The organism is Olleya sp. ITB9 (assembly GCF_001315805.1).
Taxonomy (GTDB): Bacteria; Bacteroidota; Bacteroidia; order Flavobacteriales; family Flavobacteriaceae; genus Olleya; species Olleya sediminilitoris.
The window spans coordinates 1-19,322 of sequence record NZ_BCBW01000006.1 but is presented as its reverse complement, the minus strand read 5'-3'; the positions used below and the strand labels follow the sequence as shown (position 1 = coordinate 19,322).

Below are 19,322 nucleotides of genomic sequence, written 5' to 3'. Positions count from 1 at the left end.
CCGTATAAAATTTATTGCTGGCTTTTTGCTTACTTTCGAAAGTCCTCGCGGACTTTCTTTGTCAGTAATTATTTACTAACTTTACTGCAAAACCAACGCAACAAACCTTATACAACAACGTTGTACCCAATTTGAGAAATGAACGAACTAACATTTGAAATAAATTCTAACGAAGAAATTTGGGAACTTTTTGACAAGGACTTGAATATAATATTCATTCATAAGTTTCTACCAAATGAGGTAATTAAATGGTGGAAAACGGATTTAAAAACTCAAAATGGAACTGAATTCAAAAATCTATCTGTTCGTCAAATGGAAATGGATGTCCAAACTGACTTAAACGGACTGAAAAAAATACTGGAACTGAATACAAATCAATTGCGGATTTATCAATTTGAAAAACCTGTTTCGGACACTTTAGAAATTGAAAGATTGCCTGAAAAGAATCGTGATCTGATTTTGAAACAAAACGGATTAAAACATTTCTTTTTTGTGGACTTTGAGTTCGTTACAATTGGAAGTTTTGAATCTGAATTTATAAACGGAATAGAACATAACCCAAAATTTGAGAATCGAATTGCGGAAAGAAAACGAATATTAACCAAACAAAAAACTGGGTAAAACAATGTATAACCGCAATTACGGCGGATTCGACTACGTCCGAATCCACTCGGAATTGCTAACGTCAGTGCTTAACCAAAAATCATTAACTTTAATCCCGTAACTGACGGTTATACGAGACCGTTGTGTGTCATTTACAAAAAAAACTGAATACAAAAAATGGAAAATAAAACATACAAGAAAATATCTAATTGGTACCGAAAATTCCAAATTAGTAAATCACCTCAAATGAATTTAGTTTGGGGATTCTTTTTGTATACGCTCATTGGATTTATTTTACTGTCTATTCCTTTATTTCACAAAACCGACATATACTTTTTAGATAATTTGTTTATTTCGACATCTGCTATTTCAACTACTGGACTTGTAACTATAAGCGTTTTCGATTCCTATAATTTTTTCGGTCAGTTTGTTATTATGGCATTAATACAAATTGGCGGAATTGGATACATGACGCTAACGACATACTATTTAATATTTACCACAAAAAAAATAACCCATTGGCATAGTAAATTAATAGGTGCGGAATTTACTTTACCCAATACAATTCAGATAAAAGATTTCATCAAAAGCGTTATTGTTTTTACCCTAATAATGGAAACTATTGGTGCTATACTTTTCTACTTTGCCTTTACAAATTCTGGAATGGGAAGTTTAAAAGTAATTTGGTTTTCAATTTTCCATAGTATTTCATCATTTTGTACAGCCGGATTTGGATTGTTTAATGATGGTTTTGAAAGCTATCAAGACAATACTTTTATTAATACAATTATTTCTGTATTAGCAATTTCTGGTTCTTTGGGTTTTATTGTAATTACAGATTTGTGGTATCGAATTAGAGGTAAATCAAAAGAAATTTCGTTTACAACTAAAATCATTGTTTATGGCTTTTTGTTTTTGCTTTTTTTAGGTACTTTACTCATTTACACAACAGAGTCATCATCTATTCTTGGCTCAAATAGTTCACTAATGACATCTTTCTTTCAAGCAATGTCAGCTATGACAACTGTTGGATTTAACACGATACCTATCGGTAAATTATCTTTGCCAATATTGTTGCTTGTAACCTTTCTTATGTATATCGGTGCTTCGCCTTCGGGAACAGCAGGAGGAATGAAAATAACGACATTAACGGCAATGCTATCGATATTGAAAAGCCGATTGTTTGGTCAGAAAAAAATCACATTTTTAAACCGACTTATTCCATTTGAGAGAATATATGTTGCGACATCTACTTTTATGCTTTATACGAGTTTAATTTTCTTGTTTTCATTTTTACTTTCTTACTTTGAAAACTTTTCTTTTGAAAGCATATTATTTGAAGTAGCATCCGCTTTAGGAACTGTTGGATTAAGCACCGGAATTACTGGAGATTTATCTAACATTGGGAAAACATTGATAATTATTTTAATGTTTATTGGTCGAGTTGGAGTTCTAACTTTTGGATTTGCTTTGTTGCAACAAAAAGATAACGATTCTAAAAAAATCAGAGCTGATGATTTGGCTGTATGAAAAAATTAATATAAAGAAAAATACAAAAAAACGCCACACAACAATGGCTATAAGTAATTGCTTGTTCTCGCCTTCTTTGGAAATTCAGCAGGAATTTCCAACTTGGTGTGTACTTGCAAAGTTAAGTGCTAACCCACGCAACTACTCATAGCCGAGACCGTTGTGCTTAATTAGACAAAACTGTATTTAGACGAAGAACATATAATCAATCTAAAACGGATTTACGAATCTGAAAATGTATCGTTGCATAAAACGGACTTTGTTGACGAAGAAGGGAATTCACATCCAAATTATGAACGAGTTATATCAGAACTTGTAGCAATGGATTATATCGAAACGGAAAATGATGAAAATGTATTTTTCTTGACAACTTCTGGTTATGATTGCCTTGAGGAATTGAATGGAAAAAAGGAAAGAATAATACCTGAGAGAAGAGCAATCCAGTCTGAAAACCTGACTGAAATGATTCATAAGTTTGGAACTAAAAAAATTAAAAAGTACATCTTTATATGGTTAATATCATTTGGAATTTTTGTAGCAGTTTACAAGTACTTTTTTCCAAGTTCTTTTCAAAATAAAAAAACCGAAATTGAAGTAATATTGACGGATGAAATGGTTGACGACATAAAGGAACAAACTCAACAAAAAATAGACTCGATTAAAAATAAATAACTAAGCACAACAAAGTACTATAGTTAAAAACAAGTAAAAACGCATTAATTTTTCAATAAAACACTTCTGTAACTATTATCATAACCAAATCCTGATTTTACTATTGCAAAAGCTTGTTTTAATAGTGTATTACAAACCGCTATTAATGCTAATTTTTTACTCTTCCCTTTGGCTACTAATCCATCATATATTGCTTTGCAAGCATAGTTATATTTACAGGCATTAAAACTGCACATAAATAATAAATTGCGGAGCTTTTAATTCCCTATTTTACTAATTCTAGGACGTCCTTTTACACTACTCCCACTTTTACGGATCACTGGTGTTAAACCAGCGTAACTACATAATGTATTGTCCAAAAATAGTTAGACTAAAATTAAACAATTAATTACGGTCACTTATTAAAACACAAAATAATCACTAGCTAAAAAATACGTAGTTATACGTATTGTACTTGCAAACGCATTAATGTAATTTAGCTTTTAATTATAAAAAATACAACTATAATAAAATGACACTTATTTGATAGGTACTAACAAAAATTGTCATAACGGGAAATACAACCCCAATAACAACTATATTAGTTGTTATATAACCAGTTGTAAGTAATACCTGAAAACCGAACAAACATTGAAAAATAAGCTAATATCAAAAGCAATTTCGGAATTAAAAAGCCCAACTTTTGGAACAACTGAACAATATCTTGAGGTTCTTAAAGTAGAAATGGAAAATGGAAATCCAAAAATTGAGCGTGTTGACTTTGAATCTTTTGAAAAGACAAATGTTGTTTACTTTTCTATTGAAAATGAACCATTTTTTTTGAGTGTCTATTTCTCAAAAGAAAATAATGAAATAACTAACGTAGGAACTGAAAACGGAAATCAAGTTTATTTCACAGCAACATCCGAAAATCTGACTTTTGAGCAACTTTCGGAATTGACAAAATTGAGCGGACTTTCAGGTTGGAGCGTAAATGATGATAGAAAAGTTGGAAAAGGCAAATATAATTTTAGTCGTTTAACATTTGAGCCAATTAAAAGTAGAGCTTATGATTTAGATGAGAAACTAAAACTACTCTTAAATGAATTGGAAAAAGATACTAAAGGAATAAAAAAACTGACTGAAATAGCTGATGCTGGAATTTCAATTCATCATCAACAATATATTGACGGAAATAAAGGAATAAATTTCGATATTGAAATAATTAATCGATTGAGTAATTTGAATTTAGGAATTGACATTGACCAATATGTTCACGGAAAAGAATTAATTTCTGTACTCTGAAAAAAGTACTACTTACAACATCGTGTAAAATTAATTGCCAGTTCTAGCCTACTTACGAATATTCCTGCGGAATATTCTATTCGATTTTTATTTGCTAAATTACGTGCTTAACCACGCAACTAATCATACACGTTGGCAGTAATTAAAACACTCATATGAACCTATCTGCATACCCAAGAACAATAAAGGATATTTTAACATTGAATAGGAAATATATTATTCCTCGATTTCAAAGAGAATATTCTTGGGAAAAGGAAGAACTTCTAACATTTTGGAATGATATAATTAAACAAATTGGATACTCAAACAAAAATTTAGAAACTTCTGACTATTTCATAGGAGCATTAGTTTTAATTGGAGATGATTCTAATGACATAGAATTTGATGTTGTAGATGGACAACAAAGATTAACTACTATAACAATAATGTTTTCTGTTTTAACACAGTTATTAAAAACAATAGATGATAATTTAGCTAAAAGTTGTTATTCATATGTAGAAGGTAAAGATGGAGATTTCAATCCGTTTTTTAAATTGGAAAATGAAAATCCAAAGCCATTTTTACAAAGACGAATTCAAAATTTCGAAAAAGAACAAGCATACATTCCTGTAACTGAAGAAGAAAAAAACTTACTTTTTGCTTATGACTATTTTTACAAAAAACTAACAGAAACAAGTTTAAGTAAGACTTTTGAAACTTTAAAATTCAGAAAAGAGCCTTTTAAATACATAGATTTACTAAAAATAATAAGAGATCAACTTTTAGATTGCAAAACAATTTTCATAACCGTAAAAGACAAAAAGCAAGCGGAAAAAATATTTGAAACTTTAAATGCAAAAGGAAAAGATTTAGAAACAATCGATTTAATAAAAAACAAAATATTTGAAATCTTATCGGACGAACATCCTACTGATTTTGCTAAAGAAAATTGGAAAACAATTAAAACAACTTTAAGAGAAAGAGAATATGGAGTAAATATTTCGACTTTTTTTAGACACTTTTGGATTTCAAAATATGAGTTTCTAACAGAAAGAAAAATTTACGAATCATTTCAAAAAAATGTAACTCAAACAAAAAAAGAATATAAGTCCTTCATTAATGAATTAATAAAAGTTTCCGAATACTACTCAAAAATTATTTCACCAAATCAACTTGATTGGAAAGAGCAAGAAGGAAAAGATATTTACTATTCATTAGTTGCATTAAATACTTTTAGAGTCACACAACATAGACCCTTATTTCTAACACTATTTACTCTTTATGATAAAAAGCTAATTAATATAAACGTTCTAAGAGAAACTATCAATAAAATTGAAAAGTTTCATTTTCTATTTACTGCAATTTCATCACAAAGAGCTTCTGGATTAGAAAGTTTATATTCAAAACACTCAAGAAGTTTAAGAAAGCTAACTGACAAGGGAAAGATTAAAGATAATTTAAAAGATCTTTTTGAAAAATTAAAAACAAAAACGCCTGATATAGAAATTTATAAAACTAACTTTTTTAAACTCAGATTCACGAATAAAATTACAAGAGACAAAAAATTAATTCAATATATTTTCAGCACATTAGAGAATAACACAAAAGAAACAGACGAATTAAAAGTTTATAACATAACACTTGAACATATAGAAAGTCAAAAAAACAATGAACTTTGGGTTTCACAAATGGGAAACCTACTACCTCTTGATGGCAAGATAAATTCTAAAATAGGGAACATTGGCTTCGACAAAAAAATAGAAAAATTCAAAAAATCTGAATTGAAAACTGTCAAAGAATTTTGTATTAAATATGATACTGAAAAGAGTTGGGATAAAACAATTGCCGAAAATAGAACAAATGAATTATCTGAAATAACATACGAATTGTGGAAAATAAAATAACTACTGCCAACAAAGTACTGTGGTAAAAAACAAGTAAAAACTCATTAATTTTTCAATATGACACTTCTATAATTATTATCATAAATTAGTCCTGATTTTGCTATTACAAAAGCCTGTTTTAATAGTGTATTACAAACCGCTATTAATACTAATGTTTTGCTCTTCCCTTTAGCTATTAATCAATCATAAATTGCTTTGTAAGCATAGTTATATTTACAAGCATTAAAACTGCACTTAAATAATAAATTTCAAAGCTTTTAATTTCCTATTTTAGTAATTCGTGCAAGTCCTCTAAAAACATTTCAAAACCCTAAGACCAACACTATCTTTAGCATTTAAAGCATACAAAGCACCATCAACCATTTGGTAAAACCGTACACCAAGCACTAAAAGCCTAGTTCCAATCACAGTAGGCAAAGTATCAGGCGTTAAAGTCAAAGTAGATCCAGCATAACTACCATCCATAACTACAGGAGCTGCCATATGTAAAGCATAATCTAAACGCTCAAAATCAAAATCCAAAACACCATAAGTCAGTGCAATATGCGTGGCACCATCCACAAAACCAACCTGATTAATATTAAAATCAGTAAAGGTCAACGTGTAATCACTATCAGACACACCATACTCAAAAGGCAATACCTGTGGCACATCGCACGCTGGTGTATAATTAAACTGTTCTAATAATTGCAAACCTTCCGCCTGCCCTACACCATTAACTACCGTTCGCATACCACGTGCGTTAGTAGTATCTAAGGTCTTTAAACGCGTAAATAAGCCCATCAAACGACTATGAAAATGCGGAAACGTGTACCCCTTATAAAACGGAGCCAAAGCTAATCTAAACGCTTTATTAACTGAAGAACAATGCCCAAACTCATTAGCATTTTCACGCACACGCTGCATACTAGCCTTACTTTTTATAGCCTTTTTAGTAAACCCACCACCTGCTTTTCTGGCAATAGGTTTCCCGTGTAAATAATAAAAATTAACACCATTTATCGTCCCTACTAAGGGTATAATTCCTGTCTGTTTTGCCATATCCTCAAATTTTATATTAAACACCTATAATACAGTAATATACAAAATATTTTAATAAAGGTTATAGCGTGGTTATAGCATGCTTATAAAGTAGTTATAACATGGTTATAGCATGATTAAAGTGTATTAATAATAACCAAGCTTAATGCATAACTTAGCAATTCAAGCAGTAAGCGTTAAGGTGTGTGTATATAATTAGCATGGTTCTGGTTGACACATAAAATATTTTCAGATGTTATAAACAATTACTATGTCCTAAATTAATCTTCTAAATACAACACTACAACCTAAATAAACCCACAAAAAAGAAATATAAAACCATCACAATAGTATAAGATGTAAAAACTAAAACTGTAGGACAATTGTGATGTTTATAAGCTAACACACTAATCACCTTATCAATTACTTCTAAAACCAATTAATAATATAGAAAAGACCAACAAATACTAGGGTATCGTTTTAAATCTAAAATGAATTTAAGGCAACATGAATTGGTTAACCAATTTTTCATTATATTACTTAAGTTATTATAACCACCATTAATTATTTTTTAAATAATTAATTAGACACAACAAACTAAACTAAACTGAACTAAATGAAAATGATTAAAAAACAACACAACTTAGTATTAGGCTTAAGCCTATTAAGTATTGGACTACTAAACAGTTGTAAAGACCAAGTAAAAACCAATACCAATAAAGTTAATACAGTTATAAAAGATACTATTAAAGTCAAATATGCCAATTCTGTAATTCCGTTTTTTGATAACTGGAAGTTAATTTTAGGTGATGGATCTAATGCTGGAATTGCTAATAATTTTGAAAATAAAGACTTTTTCTATACTACAAATGATGGTAAAACAGATTGGGTTGTGTTTAAAACACCTAATGGTGGAGACACACACGGAACCTCTAATAACACCAGAACCGAATTAGCACAAATAAAAAAATGGTATCCAAAAACAGCAAACGATAAATTGACTGCCACACTAAAAGTAATGAATGTGTCTGCTACTGGAGATGCTCGTGTGGCTGCAACCCATTCGGTAGTTGTTGGACAAATTCATAGTGCTGATGCTTTTGAAAACGAACCGTTAAAGATATTTTATAAAAAGTATCCTGGACACGATAAAGGTTCTGTATTTTGGCATTACGAAATTAATACTGCTGGAGACGATAATTCAAAACGTTGGGATTATTCTTCTGCGGTTTGGGGTAACGACTTCTCGGTTGTTGGTAGCGATGCCAATACCTATCCAGAACAACCAAAAGAGGGGATTGCGTTAGGCGAAGAATTTAGTTATACAATTGAAGTGAAAAATGGTATTATGAATTTAACGTTTACAAGTCCAGGACATGAAACCAAAACATTTACTAAAAACATAATACAATCTGAATATACAACAGTAGCAGATATCCCTGAACAAACTAAACAACTATTTTTTCCAATAGGTCAAGATGGCGTAGAGCGTCCAGAAGCATACACAGGCGAAGGCTGCTTTTTTAAGCTTGGTGCTTATAACCAAACCAACGGAAAATCTCCTGAGGTAAATAAAAACTGGTGTTCTGGTGCCCAAACTCATAATGGAGATATTGCTAAACAATATGCAGATGGTAATTATGCTGAAGTTTGGTTTAAAACTGCTAGCATAAGCGTTAGTGATGCTGCAGTATCAAATGAAGGCTATTTTACTAAAAACGATTAATAACTATCTAACCCATAGTATAAACCACTTTGTAGTAACAAAGTGGTTTTTTTATTGTCTAACAGTTTTACTTTAATAAGGCTACTATAGCATCAAATTTCTTTTCTATAGCATAATCTAAAGCGGTTTTACCATTATTGTCTTTAATAGTGGTATCTGCTTTGTGTTGCAATAATAACTTTACAATGTCAATTTTATCATATTGGGTAGCAAAAGTTAAAGCTGTCGTTCCGTTATTATTCACTGCATTTAAGTCAGCTCCATTTTTAATTAAATAGTCTGCAAATGCAATATTACCTTTAAAACTAACACCAATCAGTGCAGTATTTCCTGAAGCATCTTTATCATTGATTGGGGCATGATGTTCAACCAAAACCTTTGTTGCTGCTTCATTATCAAAATAAGTAGCCAAAATTAATGGTGTAAATCCACGTTGGTCTTTGGCTTCTGCTAACCTTGGGTGTTCTGCTAAAATGGCTTTTAAACCTGCTGTATCTCTATTTTTTATACTTTCAAAAAGGGCTTCTGTATTCATTGTGTTTCTATTTTAATGTATTTAAAAATTGACTATGTCGCTACTTTTAATCTAATTCTAAACCTAAAGACCTAGCTTTAAACTTAAAAAAGCGACTTTTAAATTAGTCGTAGTCAATAAAAAAGGAATGGACTTTATGTAAATCCATTCCTTTAAATAATATATCAACGTATTTTATTTCACGTCAAAACGATCTAAATTCATCACTTTAGTCCAAGCAGCAACAAAGTCTTTAACAAAACGATCTTGACCATCATTTGCACCATAAACTTCAGCTATTGCTCTAAGTTCTGTATTAGAACCAAAAATTAAATCTGCTCTTGTACCTTTAAATTTAACTTCACCTGTATTTCTGTTACTTCCTTCAAAATATCTATCGTCTTCAGAAGTTGCTTTCCATGTGTAAGTGAAATCTAAAATGTTTTTAAAGAAATCGTTACTTAATGTACCTACTTGGTCAGTAAACACACCATAATCAGACCCGTCATAATTAGCACCTAATACACGTAAACCTCCAACTAAAACAGTTAATTCTGGTACAGAAAGTGTTAATAAGTTTGCTCTGTCTACTAATAAATCTTCAGCAGCAATTTTTAAGTCACCTTTAATATAGTTTCTAAACCCATCTGCTAAAGGCTCTAAATATCCAAACTGCTCTATATCTGTTTGTTCTTGTGTAGCATCTCCTCTACCTTGTAAAAAGGCTACCTCTTGATTATATCCTGCTGCTTTTAATGCTTTTTCTACACCTACGTTTCCTGCAAGTACAATTAAATCTGCTAAAGAAACGGTACCTTCAAATTCACCTCTAATACCTTCAAGTACAGCTAGTACTTTATTTAATTCTGTTGGATTATTAACTTCCCAACTACGTTGCGGCTCTAAAGCAATACGCGCTCCATTGGCACCACCACGATTATCAGACCCTCTAAAGGTTGAAGCTGAAGCCCAAGCAGTTGTTACTAATTGTGATACGGTTAAACCTGAATCAATAATCATCACTTTTAAGTTTGCAATATCAGCAGCGCTTAATGTATAGTCTACTGCTGGAATTGGATCTTGCCATAATAGGGTCTCTTTTGGCACTTCTGGACCTAAGTAACGTGATGTAGGACCTAAATCACGATGCGTTAATTTATACCAAGCACGTGCAAAGGCATCTTCAAAAGCTTTATGATCTGCATGAAAACGTTTAGAAATTTCTAAATATTTTGGATCTACTTTTAGTGCAATATCAGCAGTCGTCATCATTAAATCTTGTCTTTTACTAGCGTCACCAGCCATAGGGGCTTGTCTAGCTTTAGATGCTGCAGTTGGTTTCCATTGGTGTGCTCCTGCTGGACTTTTGGTAAGCTCCCAATCGTAGTTTAATAATACATCAAAATAGTCGGCATCCCAACGTGTAGGGTTTGGTGTCCATGCACCTTCTATACCACTTGTAATTGTATCGTCCAAAACTCCTGTTCCAAAGCTATTTTTCCAACCCGTACTCATCTCTTCAATTGGTGCACCATGTGGTTCTTTTCCAACATACTCATTTGGATCTGCTGCTCCATGCGCTTTACCAAAGGTATGCCCACCTGCAACTAAAGCAACCGTTTCTTCATCATTCATAGCCATTCTTCCAAACGTTTCGCGAACATTATGTGCAGAACCCATTGGATCTGGATTACCATTTGGACCTTCAGGATTAACATATATCCAACCCATCATTACTGCTGCTAAAGGATCTTCTAAATCTCCATCTTCATATCTATCATCATTGGCTCCCCATTCTGTTTCGCTTCCCCAATATATATCTTGTTCAGGTTCCCAAACATCTGCTCTCCCTCCTGCAAATCCAAATGTTGGAAAGCCCATAGACTCTAAAGCACAGTTACCTGCCAGTATCATTAAATCTGCCCAAGAGATTTTGTTACCATATTTTTGTTTGATTGGCCATAACAATAATCTAGCTTTATCCAAATTACCATTATCAGGCCAACTGTTTATAGGTGCAAAACGCTGGTTTCCTGCACCTGCGCCTCCACGTCCATCTCCTACTCTGTAAGTTCCTGCACTGTGCCAAGCCATGCGTATCATTAATCCTCCATAATGTCCATAATCTGCAGGCCACCAATCTTGAGAGTCTGTCATAAATGCAGTTAAGTCTGCTTTTAAAGCCTCATAATCTAGACTTTTAAAAGCCTCTGCATAATCAAAATCGTCTCCCATTGGATTAGATTTAGAAGCATTTTGGCGTAAAATATTTAGCTTTAACTCGTTAGGCCACCAGTCGCGGTTTTTAACTCCACCACCAGAAGTGTGTTTAACGGTTCCGCTTAAAAAAGGGCAATTTGCAGCACTTTCATTAATGTCAAAGTTTTCACCATTTTGTTGATGACTTGAATGAGGATTATTTTCCATAACAGTAATTTTTAGTTTTTAATTCGAGATAAAATTAGTTATATACCTCATAAATTTACCATTAAAAAAATTGATTGTTACTATTTTAATATAGCTTTTAACTATGATTCATATTGAAATAATAAATATTAACTATTTAATAAAATTTTGCTAAGAGGTATTAATTACATTCTTTATTAACTATTTTTACTTTTATAAACAAAACTTAATAAAAATGGCAAAAATAACATTAGGAGGCGATCCAGTAGAAACTACTGGGAAACTCCCACAAGTTGGACAACAAGCTCCAGACTTTACATTAACTGTAAGTGATTTATCTGTAAAAAAACTATCAGACTATAAAGGACAAAAAGTAGTACTAAACATTTTTCCTAGTGTAGATACTGGTACTTGCGCAACATCGGTAAGAGCTTTTAATAAAGAAGCAGCTAACATGGATAATACACAAGTATTATGCATCTCTAGAGATTTACCATTTGCACAAGCTAGATTTTGTGGTGCAGAAGGTATTGAAAACGTTACCATGTTATCTGATTTTAAAACAGGACAATTTGGTAAAGACTACGGATTAGAATTTGCATCAGGTGCTTTTGAAGGGTTACACTCTAGATGTGTAGTTGTTTTAGATGAAAATGGAACAGTTACCTATAATGAGCAGGTACAAGAAGTAGCGGACGAGCCAAATTATAAAGCTGCAATAGAGACCTTATAATATATGGACACCAAAGAACCTTTTGTTGTCAACAGAATAAAAAGCGTTGGGTATGCCTTTAAAGGTATGCTCATGCTTTTAAAAACAGAAGCCAGTATAAAAATACAATTTTGTATAGCTGTAATAGTTACTATTGCTGGCTTATATTGTAACATCTCTGCAACCGAATGGATCATGCAATGCTTTGCTATTGGATTAGTAATGAGTATTGAAGGTGTTAATACTGCTATTGAAGCCATAGCAGATTTTATACATCCTGAACATCATGAAAAAATTGGCTTTATTAAAGACATTGCAGCAGGCGCTGTATTTATCGCCTCAATAGCTTCAACAATCATTGGATTGATTATTTATATACCTAAGCTATTTTAAACAATTATCCATTAGGATAAATGTTAACTATTTGTATTTTTACACAAATTAAAACCTGATAATGGCGAAAGCAAAAAAAACAGTTAAACCTAAAAAGAAAAAAAGCATAAAAAAACCTGATTTGACGCTTAGTAGTCAGCAAAAATTAGTTCTTGGTAGCTTTTTAATAATATTAGGTATCTTGTTTTTTATTGCCTTTTTATCTTATTTATTTACAGGACATGTTGACCAAAGCGCTTTAAGCGAATTTGGATCAAGAGAAGTAGTTACTAAAAACTGGCTAAGTAAACTTGGGGCTTGGATTAGCGACCTATTTATACAACGTGGATTTGGGGTAGCTTCATTTATAATCTCTGGACTAACCTTTTTATCTGGTATATATGTTTTAACAGACTTAAATAAAGCTAAACTGCGTAAACATTGGTTTTGGGGCATCTTAGTTATTATCTGGCTATCTATATTTTTCGGCTTTTTTACACATATTAATGATAGCCTAAGTGGTGTTATTGGTTTTGAAATTAATAGCTTCTTCCAAGATTACATAGGTAAAATAGGTACAATTCTATTATTAACCTTTGCCTTTATTAGTTATTTAGCAATCCGATTTAAATTTACTCCACAGCGTATTGCCTCAATGTTTAAAAAAGCATCAAAAGATATTCAAAAAGATTTTAATGATGACTTTGTACCTGTTGACAATTCGTATTCAGATGAAGCTGAAGCCATGAAATCAGCTTTTGAAGTAGACAAAAAAGTAGAGCCTACAATTTCAAATCATTCAAAAATAGAAGGTACAACTCAACTTGAAGTTAATCCAACAATTCCTAAAAAGCAACCGACAACAACTATCAAAACGGAAACCATTTCGCCTAAAATAGAAATAGAAGAACCTAAGGTTGAAATAGAAGTTGAAACGGTTAAAGAGGAATTATCTGAAACCGATAATTTAGCTAATAAATTAGTTGAAGATTTTGGTCAATTTGATCCTACTCTAGAATTGGGTAATTATCAATTCCCTCCTTTAGACTTACTTAAAAAGTATGACAACGAAGGGGTTACCATAAACCAAGAGGAACTAGAAAATAATAAAAACCGAATTGTAGAAACATTAAACAACTACAAAATTGGTATTGCAAGCATAAAAGCGACAATTGGACCAACGGTAACGTTATATGAAATTGTACCAGAAGCTGGTATCAGAATTTCAAAAATTAAAAACCTTGAAGATGATATTGCATTATCATTATCTGCTTTAGGGATACGTATTATTGCACCAATTCCAGGAAAAGGAACCATTGGTATTGAGGTACCAAATAAAAACTCGACAATCGTATCAATGCGATCTGTTATAGCCTCACAAAAGTTTCAGAAAACCGAAATGCATTTACCAATAGCTATTGGTAAAACTATTAGTAATGAAACCCTAGTGGTCGATTTAGCAAAAATGCCTCACCTTTTAATGGCTGGAGCAACAGGTCAAGGTAAATCTGTTGGTTTAAATGCTGTGCTAACCTCATTATTATATAAGAAGCATCCTGCTGAAGTAAAGTTTGTTTTAGTAGATCCTAAAAAGGTTGAATTAACTTTATTTAATAAAATTGAAAGACATTATTTAGCTAAGCTTCCTGATGAAGGTGAAGCCATTATAACCGATAATACCAAAGTAATACACACCTTAAATTCATTGTGTATTGAAATGGATAACAGGTATGAAATGCTTAAAAATGCTTTATGTAGAAATATTGTAGAATACAATAACAAGTTTAAAGCACGAAAACTAAATCCAAACGATGGTCATGCTTTCTTACCATATATAGTACTGGTTGTAGATGAGTTTGCTGACTTAATTATGACTGCTGGTAAAGAAGTAGAAACTCCAGTTGCAAGACTAGCACAACTGGCTCGTGCAATTGGTATACATTTAATTATTGCAACACAACGTCCATCTGTAAACGTAATTACAGGTATTATAAAAGCTAACTTCCCAGCAAGAATAGCGTTTAGAGTATCAAGTAAAATTGACTCTAGAACCATTTTAGATGCAGGTGGAGCCGATCAATTAATTGGTCGTGGTGATATGTTATACACTCAAGGTAATGATATGATACGTATACAATGTGCGTTTGTGGATACACCTGAAGTAGAAAAAATAGTCGATTTTATTGGTGGTCAAAAAGCATATCCTGACGCCTATTTATTACCAGAGTATGTTGGTGAAGAAAGTGGCACAAGTCTTGATGTAGATATAACGGACAGAGATGTCTTGTTTAAAGATGCTGCCGAAATTATTGTTACAGCTCAACAAGGATCTGCGTCTTTATTACAACGTAAATTAAAACTAGGGTACAATCGTGCTGGTCGTTTGATTGACCAATTAGAAGCAGCAGGTATTGTTGGTGGTTTTGAAGGTAGTAAAGCCAGACAGGTGTTAGTGGTAGATTTAGTGGCTCTTGATCAATTATTAGAAAACGAAAAGAAATAAATTACACTTAAAATGAAAAAAGTATTAGTATTATTTTTATTAGCAACAACAACTATTTTTGCTCAAGATAATAAAGCAAAACAATTGTTAAATGAAGTTTCAGCTAAAGCGAAAAGTTACCAAAATATTTCAATAGACTTTAAATATGTGTTAGAGAATCTTGAAGAAAATATTAAGCAAGAAACTAAAGGTGACGTAGTCATGCAAGGCGAAAAATACAGATTAAACATCTTAGGTATTACACGTATTTATGATGGTCAAAACATTTATAGCATTAGTACAGAAGATGAAGAAGTTACTATATCTAAAGGAAGTGATGAAGATGAAAGCACCATTACACCTAGTCAAATGTTATCGTTTTACAAAGATGGTTTTACTTATAACATGGACATAGTACAAGATGTAAGTGGTCGTAAAATACAATATGTAAAATTAACACCAATTGATTCTAATTCTGAAATCAAATATGTTTTATTAGGTGTTGATAACAAAACAAAGCATATTTACAGATTAATTGAAGTTGGAAAAAATAGTACTAAAACGACTTTAACAGTAAACGCTTTTAAAACAAACGAGACTTTATCAAAATCGTTATTTACCTTTGACAACAGTAAATACAAGGATTATTTCATCAATAAACTAGATTAATCTTAAGTGAAAATATTAGATAGGTACATATTAACTTCATATCTAAAAACTTTTATCAGCGTGTTTGTAATACTCATGCTGATTTTTGTTTTACAAGCTATATGGTTATATATTAAAGAATTAGCAGGTAAAGATTTAGATCTTGTCACTGTATTAAAATTTTTAATGTACATTACTCCTACATTAATACCTTTAATTTTACCCCTTACAATTTTATTATCTTCAATAATGGTTTTTGGTAATTTTGCCGAAAATTATGAGTTTGCAGCCATGAAATCTACAGGTATATCACTGCAACGTGCTATGTCAGGTTTAGGTATATTTATAGTTGGATTATCTATATTAACGTTCTTTTTTAGTAACAACGTTATACCTTGGGCAGAATATAACAGCTTTAACTTAAGACGTAACATTGCAAAAGTTAAACCTGCAATGATAATTGCAGAAGGTCAGTTTAATGATATTAGTGACCAATTAAATATTAAAGTTGAAGAGAAATATGGTGAAAACGGTAAATTTCTAAAAGGCATAACCATACATCAAAAAAGCGGTAAAAGTTTTTCTGGTAACCACATCACCATAATTGCTAAAACAGGAGAATTGGCTAGTTCTGAAGATTCTAATATCTTAAAACTAATACTATACGATGGGTATTACTATGATGATACACCTCCTAAAAAAATAGCTGAACGAAATAAAAAACCATTTGTAAAAAGTGAATTTAAAAAGCATGTCTTAAATTATGATCTATCTAATCTAAATAATGTGGATTTAAATGAAAAAAATGTAGACGATAATTATAAAATGCTTAATGTAGCTGAACTTAATTTTTCAATAGATTCCTTAAAAACTAAAAGACAAACTACAGTTGAAGATTTTTCTAAAGCTTTATACACCAGAACAAATTTATCTACAATAAACTTAACGATAAATGCTAAAAAAGACAGTATTTTCAAAGGTAATATTTTAGATATATTTAAAACCAAACGTAAAATTCAAGTATTGGATTATGCTATTAATAGTATTTCTAGTACACAGCAAATTATTAAATCAAAACAAAGTAATTTAAAAGGTGAAAATTCTAGAATTTACAAACACGGAATCCAATTACATAAAAAGTTTGCTTTAGGAGTCGCTTGTATTATCTTATTTTTTGTTGGAGCTCCTCTTGGTGCATTAATCCGTAAAGGTGGACTGGGTTTACCAATGGTAATTGCTATTGTTTTATTTTTAACCTATCACTTTATTGGTTTATTTGCAGAAAATAGTGCTAAAAACGGAAACTTAAATCCTGTATTGGCTGCTTGGTTTTCAACATTAATCATGTTACCCTTAAGTATATTTTTAACTACTAGAGCAACACAAGACAGAGGGATTTTTGAATTTGACCACATTACAGAACCTATTAAAAATTGGTATAATAAAAAGTTTAATCGTGGCTCAAAGCTTGACCGTTTAGATCCTAATTTTACAATTATACATTTTGAAGATAAAGAAGTTTTAAATTATAAATCTTTATCAAAAATTAATATCATTAGCCTTAGCATCGCCATGATATTATTCATTTTATATTTTGTTTTCAAAAATAACAAATTACCTCAATTAGCACTTGCAGGTATACAAATTGCTGGAGTATCAGCTATTATATTCATATTCAATTACATAAAATCAACAATTACTTATAATACCTTAATTGTTAAAACAGTACATAAAGAAGAAACTTTGATTCAAAAAGGTTTAGGATTATTTATTTATCCTTTAACATATTTTTTAAGAGTTAGTAAATTATCTGTTGGAACAAATTTTAATGGATTAACTGCTATGGATACTGTATTTGAATCAGGATCCGAACCAATTATACTTACAGACAAAGATTTAAAAGATTACAATATAATAGCAACCTTAAGCTTCATTAGTTTCAGCATAGCTTTAATTTTATTTGTTTTATACTTTGTATTTAAAAATAATAAATTACCTCAATTAGCACTTGCAGGCATACAAATTAGCGGAATCTCATTTCTAGTTTTTCTTTTTAATTATATAAAATCTTCTATAGAATTTTCAAAAATTTTAAAGGCTATTAAAGTAAAAAGAGAAAACTTTTTAATGCTGATTTTAGGCGTTATAATGTATCCTATCATTCATTTTAAAAGACGTCAAAAACTATAGGCTTAATTGCACTAAGTAATAATTATGCAATATCTTTGCAGGACAACACATTTGTTATGAATACTACACAAAAAAAAGAAAAAACAGCTTTTAAATTAAATACAATTGAAGAAGCTATACAAGATATAAAAGCAGGAAAAGTCATTATTGTCGTTGATGATGAAGACCGAGAAAATGAAGGTGATTTTGTTGCTGCAGCAGAATTAGTTTCTCCTGAGATGATAAACTTTATGGCAACGCATGGTCGTGGCTTAATATGTACACCTTTAACGGAACAACGTTGTGAAGAGTTAGATCTACACATGATGGTTACCAACAATACAGATCATATGGAAACTGCCTTTACAGTATCTATAGATTTAAAAGGAAATGGTGTTACTACAGGTATATCTGCTGCAGATCGCTCTAAAACAGTACAGGCACTAGTAAATCCTGAAACAAAACCGTTTGATTTAGCACGACCAGGACATATTTTTCCATTAGTTGCTAAAGAAGGTGGCGTTTTAAGACGTACAGGTCATACTGAAGCAGCAATTGATTTTGCAAGATTAGCTGGACTACAGCCTGCTGGTGTGATTGTTGAAATCATGAACGAAGATGGAACGATGGCTAGATTACCTCAGTTAATTGAGGTCGCTAAAAAGTTTGATTTAAAACTAGTTTCAATTGAAGATTTGATTGCTTATCGTATGGATCATGATTCTTTAATCGATAAAAAAGAAGACTTTGAGATTCAAACAAGATTTGGTGCTTTTAGATTAAGAGCATACCAACAAACTACAAATAATCAAGTTCATATTGCTTTAACTAAAGGAGATTGGACTAGCAATGATACAGTTTTAACTCGTGTTAACTCGACTTTAGTCAATAATGATATTTTAGGTACTTTAACCAATAATGCCGATGAGAAGCTAGACGACATGTTCAGAGTAATTAATGATGAAGGCAAAGGTGCTATTCTATTTATTAATCAACAAGCTGAATCGATGAACTTGCTACAACGTTTATCGGTTTTAAAATCGGAACAAAAACCAGATACTATTGCTAAAGCTCCTGCAATTTCAATGGATAGTAAAGATTTTGGTATTGGAGCACAAATACTTCATGATTTAAATATTCATAAAATTAAGCTTATCTCAAACTCACAACAAACTAAACGTGTTGGAATGATAGGTTATGGTTTAGAAATAATTGAATACGTTAATTACTAATTAACTTTTAATTTAAAATAAAAAAAGCCATCATTATTAGTGATTTGATTTATTTATAATATTATTAGT

The 19,322-nt window shown here is 31.2% G+C and carries 15 protein-coding genes and 2 pseudogenes; 12 read left to right on the top strand and 5 right to left on the bottom strand.

The features are described from left to right. The first annotated feature begins 138 nt into the window (after nt 1-138). From ITB9_RS01015 to ITB9_RS01005, 3 genes are all read left to right on the top strand, one after another. On the top strand, nt 139-621 hold the full coding sequence (locus ITB9_RS01015) for a hypothetical protein (RefSeq protein ID WP_054850770.1): 483 nt from the start codon (nt 139-141) through the stop codon (nt 619-621). A 159-nt stretch (nt 622-780) separates the two neighbouring features. Beyond that, nucleotides 781-2,133, top strand: a complete 1,353-nt coding sequence (locus tag ITB9_RS01010) for a TrkH family potassium uptake protein (protein WP_054850769.1) — start codon at nt 781-783, stop codon at nt 2,131-2,133. 243 nt (nt 2,134-2,376) lie between these two features. Further along, on the top strand, nt 2,377-2,805 hold the full coding sequence (locus tag ITB9_RS01005) for a hypothetical protein (protein WP_054850768.1): 429 nt from the start codon (nt 2,377-2,379) through the stop codon (nt 2,803-2,805). A 44-nt stretch (nt 2,806-2,849) separates the two neighbouring features. On the opposite strand, the pseudogene ITB9_RS01000 reads toward ITB9_RS01005, so the two are convergent. Further along, nucleotides 2,850-3,152 (bottom strand): annotated as a pseudogene (locus tag ITB9_RS01000) (transposase); the annotation flags it as partial. A gap of 283 nt (nt 3,153-3,435) precedes the next feature. On the opposite strand from ITB9_RS01000, the gene ITB9_RS00995 reads away from it, so the two are divergent. Continuing rightward, nucleotides 3,436-4,089 carry a DUF4279 domain-containing protein gene (locus ITB9_RS00995; RefSeq protein WP_054850767.1) on the top strand — a complete coding sequence of 218 codons (654 nt, stop codon included), beginning with the start codon at nt 3,436-3,438 and terminating at the stop codon, nt 4,087-4,089. A 155-nt stretch (nt 4,090-4,244) separates the two neighbouring features. Beyond that, nucleotides 4,245-5,972 (top strand): DUF262 domain-containing protein, encoded by a 1,728-nt coding sequence (locus ITB9_RS00990; protein ID WP_054850766.1) that lies wholly within the window; start codon nt 4,245-4,247, stop codon nt 5,970-5,972. A gap of 44 nt (nt 5,973-6,016) precedes the next feature. On the opposite strand, the pseudogene ITB9_RS15740 reads toward ITB9_RS00990, so the two are convergent. Next, nucleotides 6,017-6,265, bottom strand: a pseudogene (locus ITB9_RS15740) (IS110 family transposase); the annotation flags it as partial. Further along, entirely contained in the window at nt 6,264-7,013 is a 750-nt protein-coding gene (locus ITB9_RS00985) for a hypothetical protein (RefSeq protein WP_148638305.1), read from the bottom strand. The gene ITB9_RS00985 and the pseudogene ITB9_RS15740, both read right to left, overlap by 2 nt. Nucleotides 7,014-7,608: 595 nt before the next feature. On the opposite strand from ITB9_RS00985, the gene ITB9_RS00980 reads away from it, so the two are divergent. Beyond that, nucleotides 7,609-8,718 carry a polysaccharide lyase family 7 protein gene (locus ITB9_RS00980; protein ID WP_028607713.1) on the top strand — a complete coding sequence of 370 codons (1,110 nt, stop codon included), beginning with the start codon at nt 7,609-7,611 and terminating at the stop codon, nt 8,716-8,718. A gap of 67 nt (nt 8,719-8,785) precedes the next feature. On the opposite strand, the gene ITB9_RS00975 is transcribed toward ITB9_RS00980, so the two are convergent. Together ITB9_RS00975 and katG are read right to left on the bottom strand one after the other, a co-directional pair. Then, a complete protein-coding gene (locus ITB9_RS00975; protein ID WP_028290457.1) occupies nt 8,786-9,253 on the bottom strand; it encodes an ankyrin repeat domain-containing protein in 468 nt (155 codons plus the stop codon). A gap of 174 nt (nt 9,254-9,427) precedes the next feature. Next, complete coding sequence (gene katG, locus ITB9_RS00970; RefSeq protein WP_028290456.1) at nt 9,428-11,659, bottom strand: catalase/peroxidase HPI; 2,232 nt, start codon at nt 11,657-11,659, stop codon at nt 9,428-9,430. Nucleotides 11,660-11,873: 214 nt separating this feature from the next. Between katG and tpx the strand changes: the two genes are divergently transcribed. From tpx to ribB, 6 genes are all read left to right on the top strand, one after another. Next, complete coding sequence (gene tpx / locus ITB9_RS00965; RefSeq protein ID WP_054850764.1) at nt 11,874-12,371, top strand: thiol peroxidase; 498 nt, start codon at nt 11,874-11,876, stop codon at nt 12,369-12,371. A 3-nt stretch (nt 12,372-12,374) separates the two neighbouring features. Beyond that, nucleotides 12,375-12,743 carry a diacylglycerol kinase gene (locus ITB9_RS00960; protein ID WP_028290454.1) on the top strand — a complete coding sequence of 123 codons (369 nt, stop codon included), beginning with the start codon at nt 12,375-12,377 and terminating at the stop codon, nt 12,741-12,743. 61 nt (nt 12,744-12,804) lie between these two features. After that, a complete protein-coding gene (locus tag ITB9_RS00955) occupies nt 12,805-15,225 on the top strand; it encodes a DNA translocase FtsK (RefSeq protein ID WP_054850763.1) in 2,421 nt (806 codons plus the stop codon). A 12-nt stretch (nt 15,226-15,237) separates the two neighbouring features. Then, nucleotides 15,238-15,873: an outer membrane lipoprotein carrier protein LolA gene (locus ITB9_RS00950; protein ID WP_028290452.1), complete on the top strand. Its 636-nt coding sequence runs from the start codon at nt 15,238-15,240 to the stop codon at nt 15,871-15,873. Nucleotides 15,874-15,879: 6 nt separating this feature from the next. Beyond that, nucleotides 15,880-18,042, top strand: coding sequence for an LptF/LptG family permease (locus ITB9_RS00945; RefSeq protein ID WP_082395977.1), 2,163 nt, complete (start codon nt 15,880-15,882; stop codon nt 18,040-18,042). A gap of 56 nt (nt 18,043-18,098) precedes the next feature. Next, nucleotides 18,099-19,253, top strand: a complete 1,155-nt coding sequence (ribB, locus tag ITB9_RS00940; RefSeq protein ID WP_054850762.1) for a 3,4-dihydroxy-2-butanone-4-phosphate synthase — start codon at nt 18,099-18,101, stop codon at nt 19,251-19,253. The last annotated feature ends 69 nt before the right edge of the window (nt 19,254-19,322 follow it).

Coding starts and splice junctions, on each gene's coding strand:
- ITB9_RS01015 (WP_054850770.1), top strand. CDS start 139: ATGAACGAACTAACATTTGAAATAAATTCTAACGAAGAAATTTGGGAA.
- ITB9_RS01010 (WP_054850769.1), top strand. CDS start 781: ATGGAAAATAAAACATACAAGAAAATATCTAATTGGTACCGAAAATTC.
- ITB9_RS00990 (WP_054850766.1), top strand. CDS start 4,245: ATGAACCTATCTGCATACCCAAGAACAATAAAGGATATTTTAACATTG.
- ITB9_RS00985 (WP_148638305.1), bottom strand. CDS start 7,013: ATGGCAAAACAGACAGGAATTATACCCTTAGTAGGGACGATAAATGGT.
- ITB9_RS00980 (WP_028607713.1), top strand. CDS start 7,609: ATGAAAATGATTAAAAAACAACACAACTTAGTATTAGGCTTAAGCCTA.
- ITB9_RS00975 (WP_028290457.1), bottom strand. CDS start 9,253: ATGAATACAGAAGCCCTTTTTGAAAGTATAAAAAATAGAGATACAGCA.
- katG (WP_028290456.1), bottom strand. CDS start 11,659: ATGGAAAATAATCCTCATTCAAGTCATCAACAAAATGGTGAAAACTTT.
- tpx (WP_054850764.1), top strand. CDS start 11,874: ATGGCAAAAATAACATTAGGAGGCGATCCAGTAGAAACTACTGGGAAA.
- ITB9_RS00960 (WP_028290454.1), top strand. CDS start 12,375: ATGGACACCAAAGAACCTTTTGTTGTCAACAGAATAAAAAGCGTTGGG.
- ITB9_RS00955 (WP_054850763.1), top strand. CDS start 12,805: ATGGCGAAAGCAAAAAAAACAGTTAAACCTAAAAAGAAAAAAAGCATA.
- ITB9_RS00950 (WP_028290452.1), top strand. CDS start 15,238: ATGAAAAAAGTATTAGTATTATTTTTATTAGCAACAACAACTATTTTT.
- ribB (WP_054850762.1), top strand. CDS start 18,099: ATGAATACTACACAAAAAAAAGAAAAAACAGCTTTTAAATTAAATACA.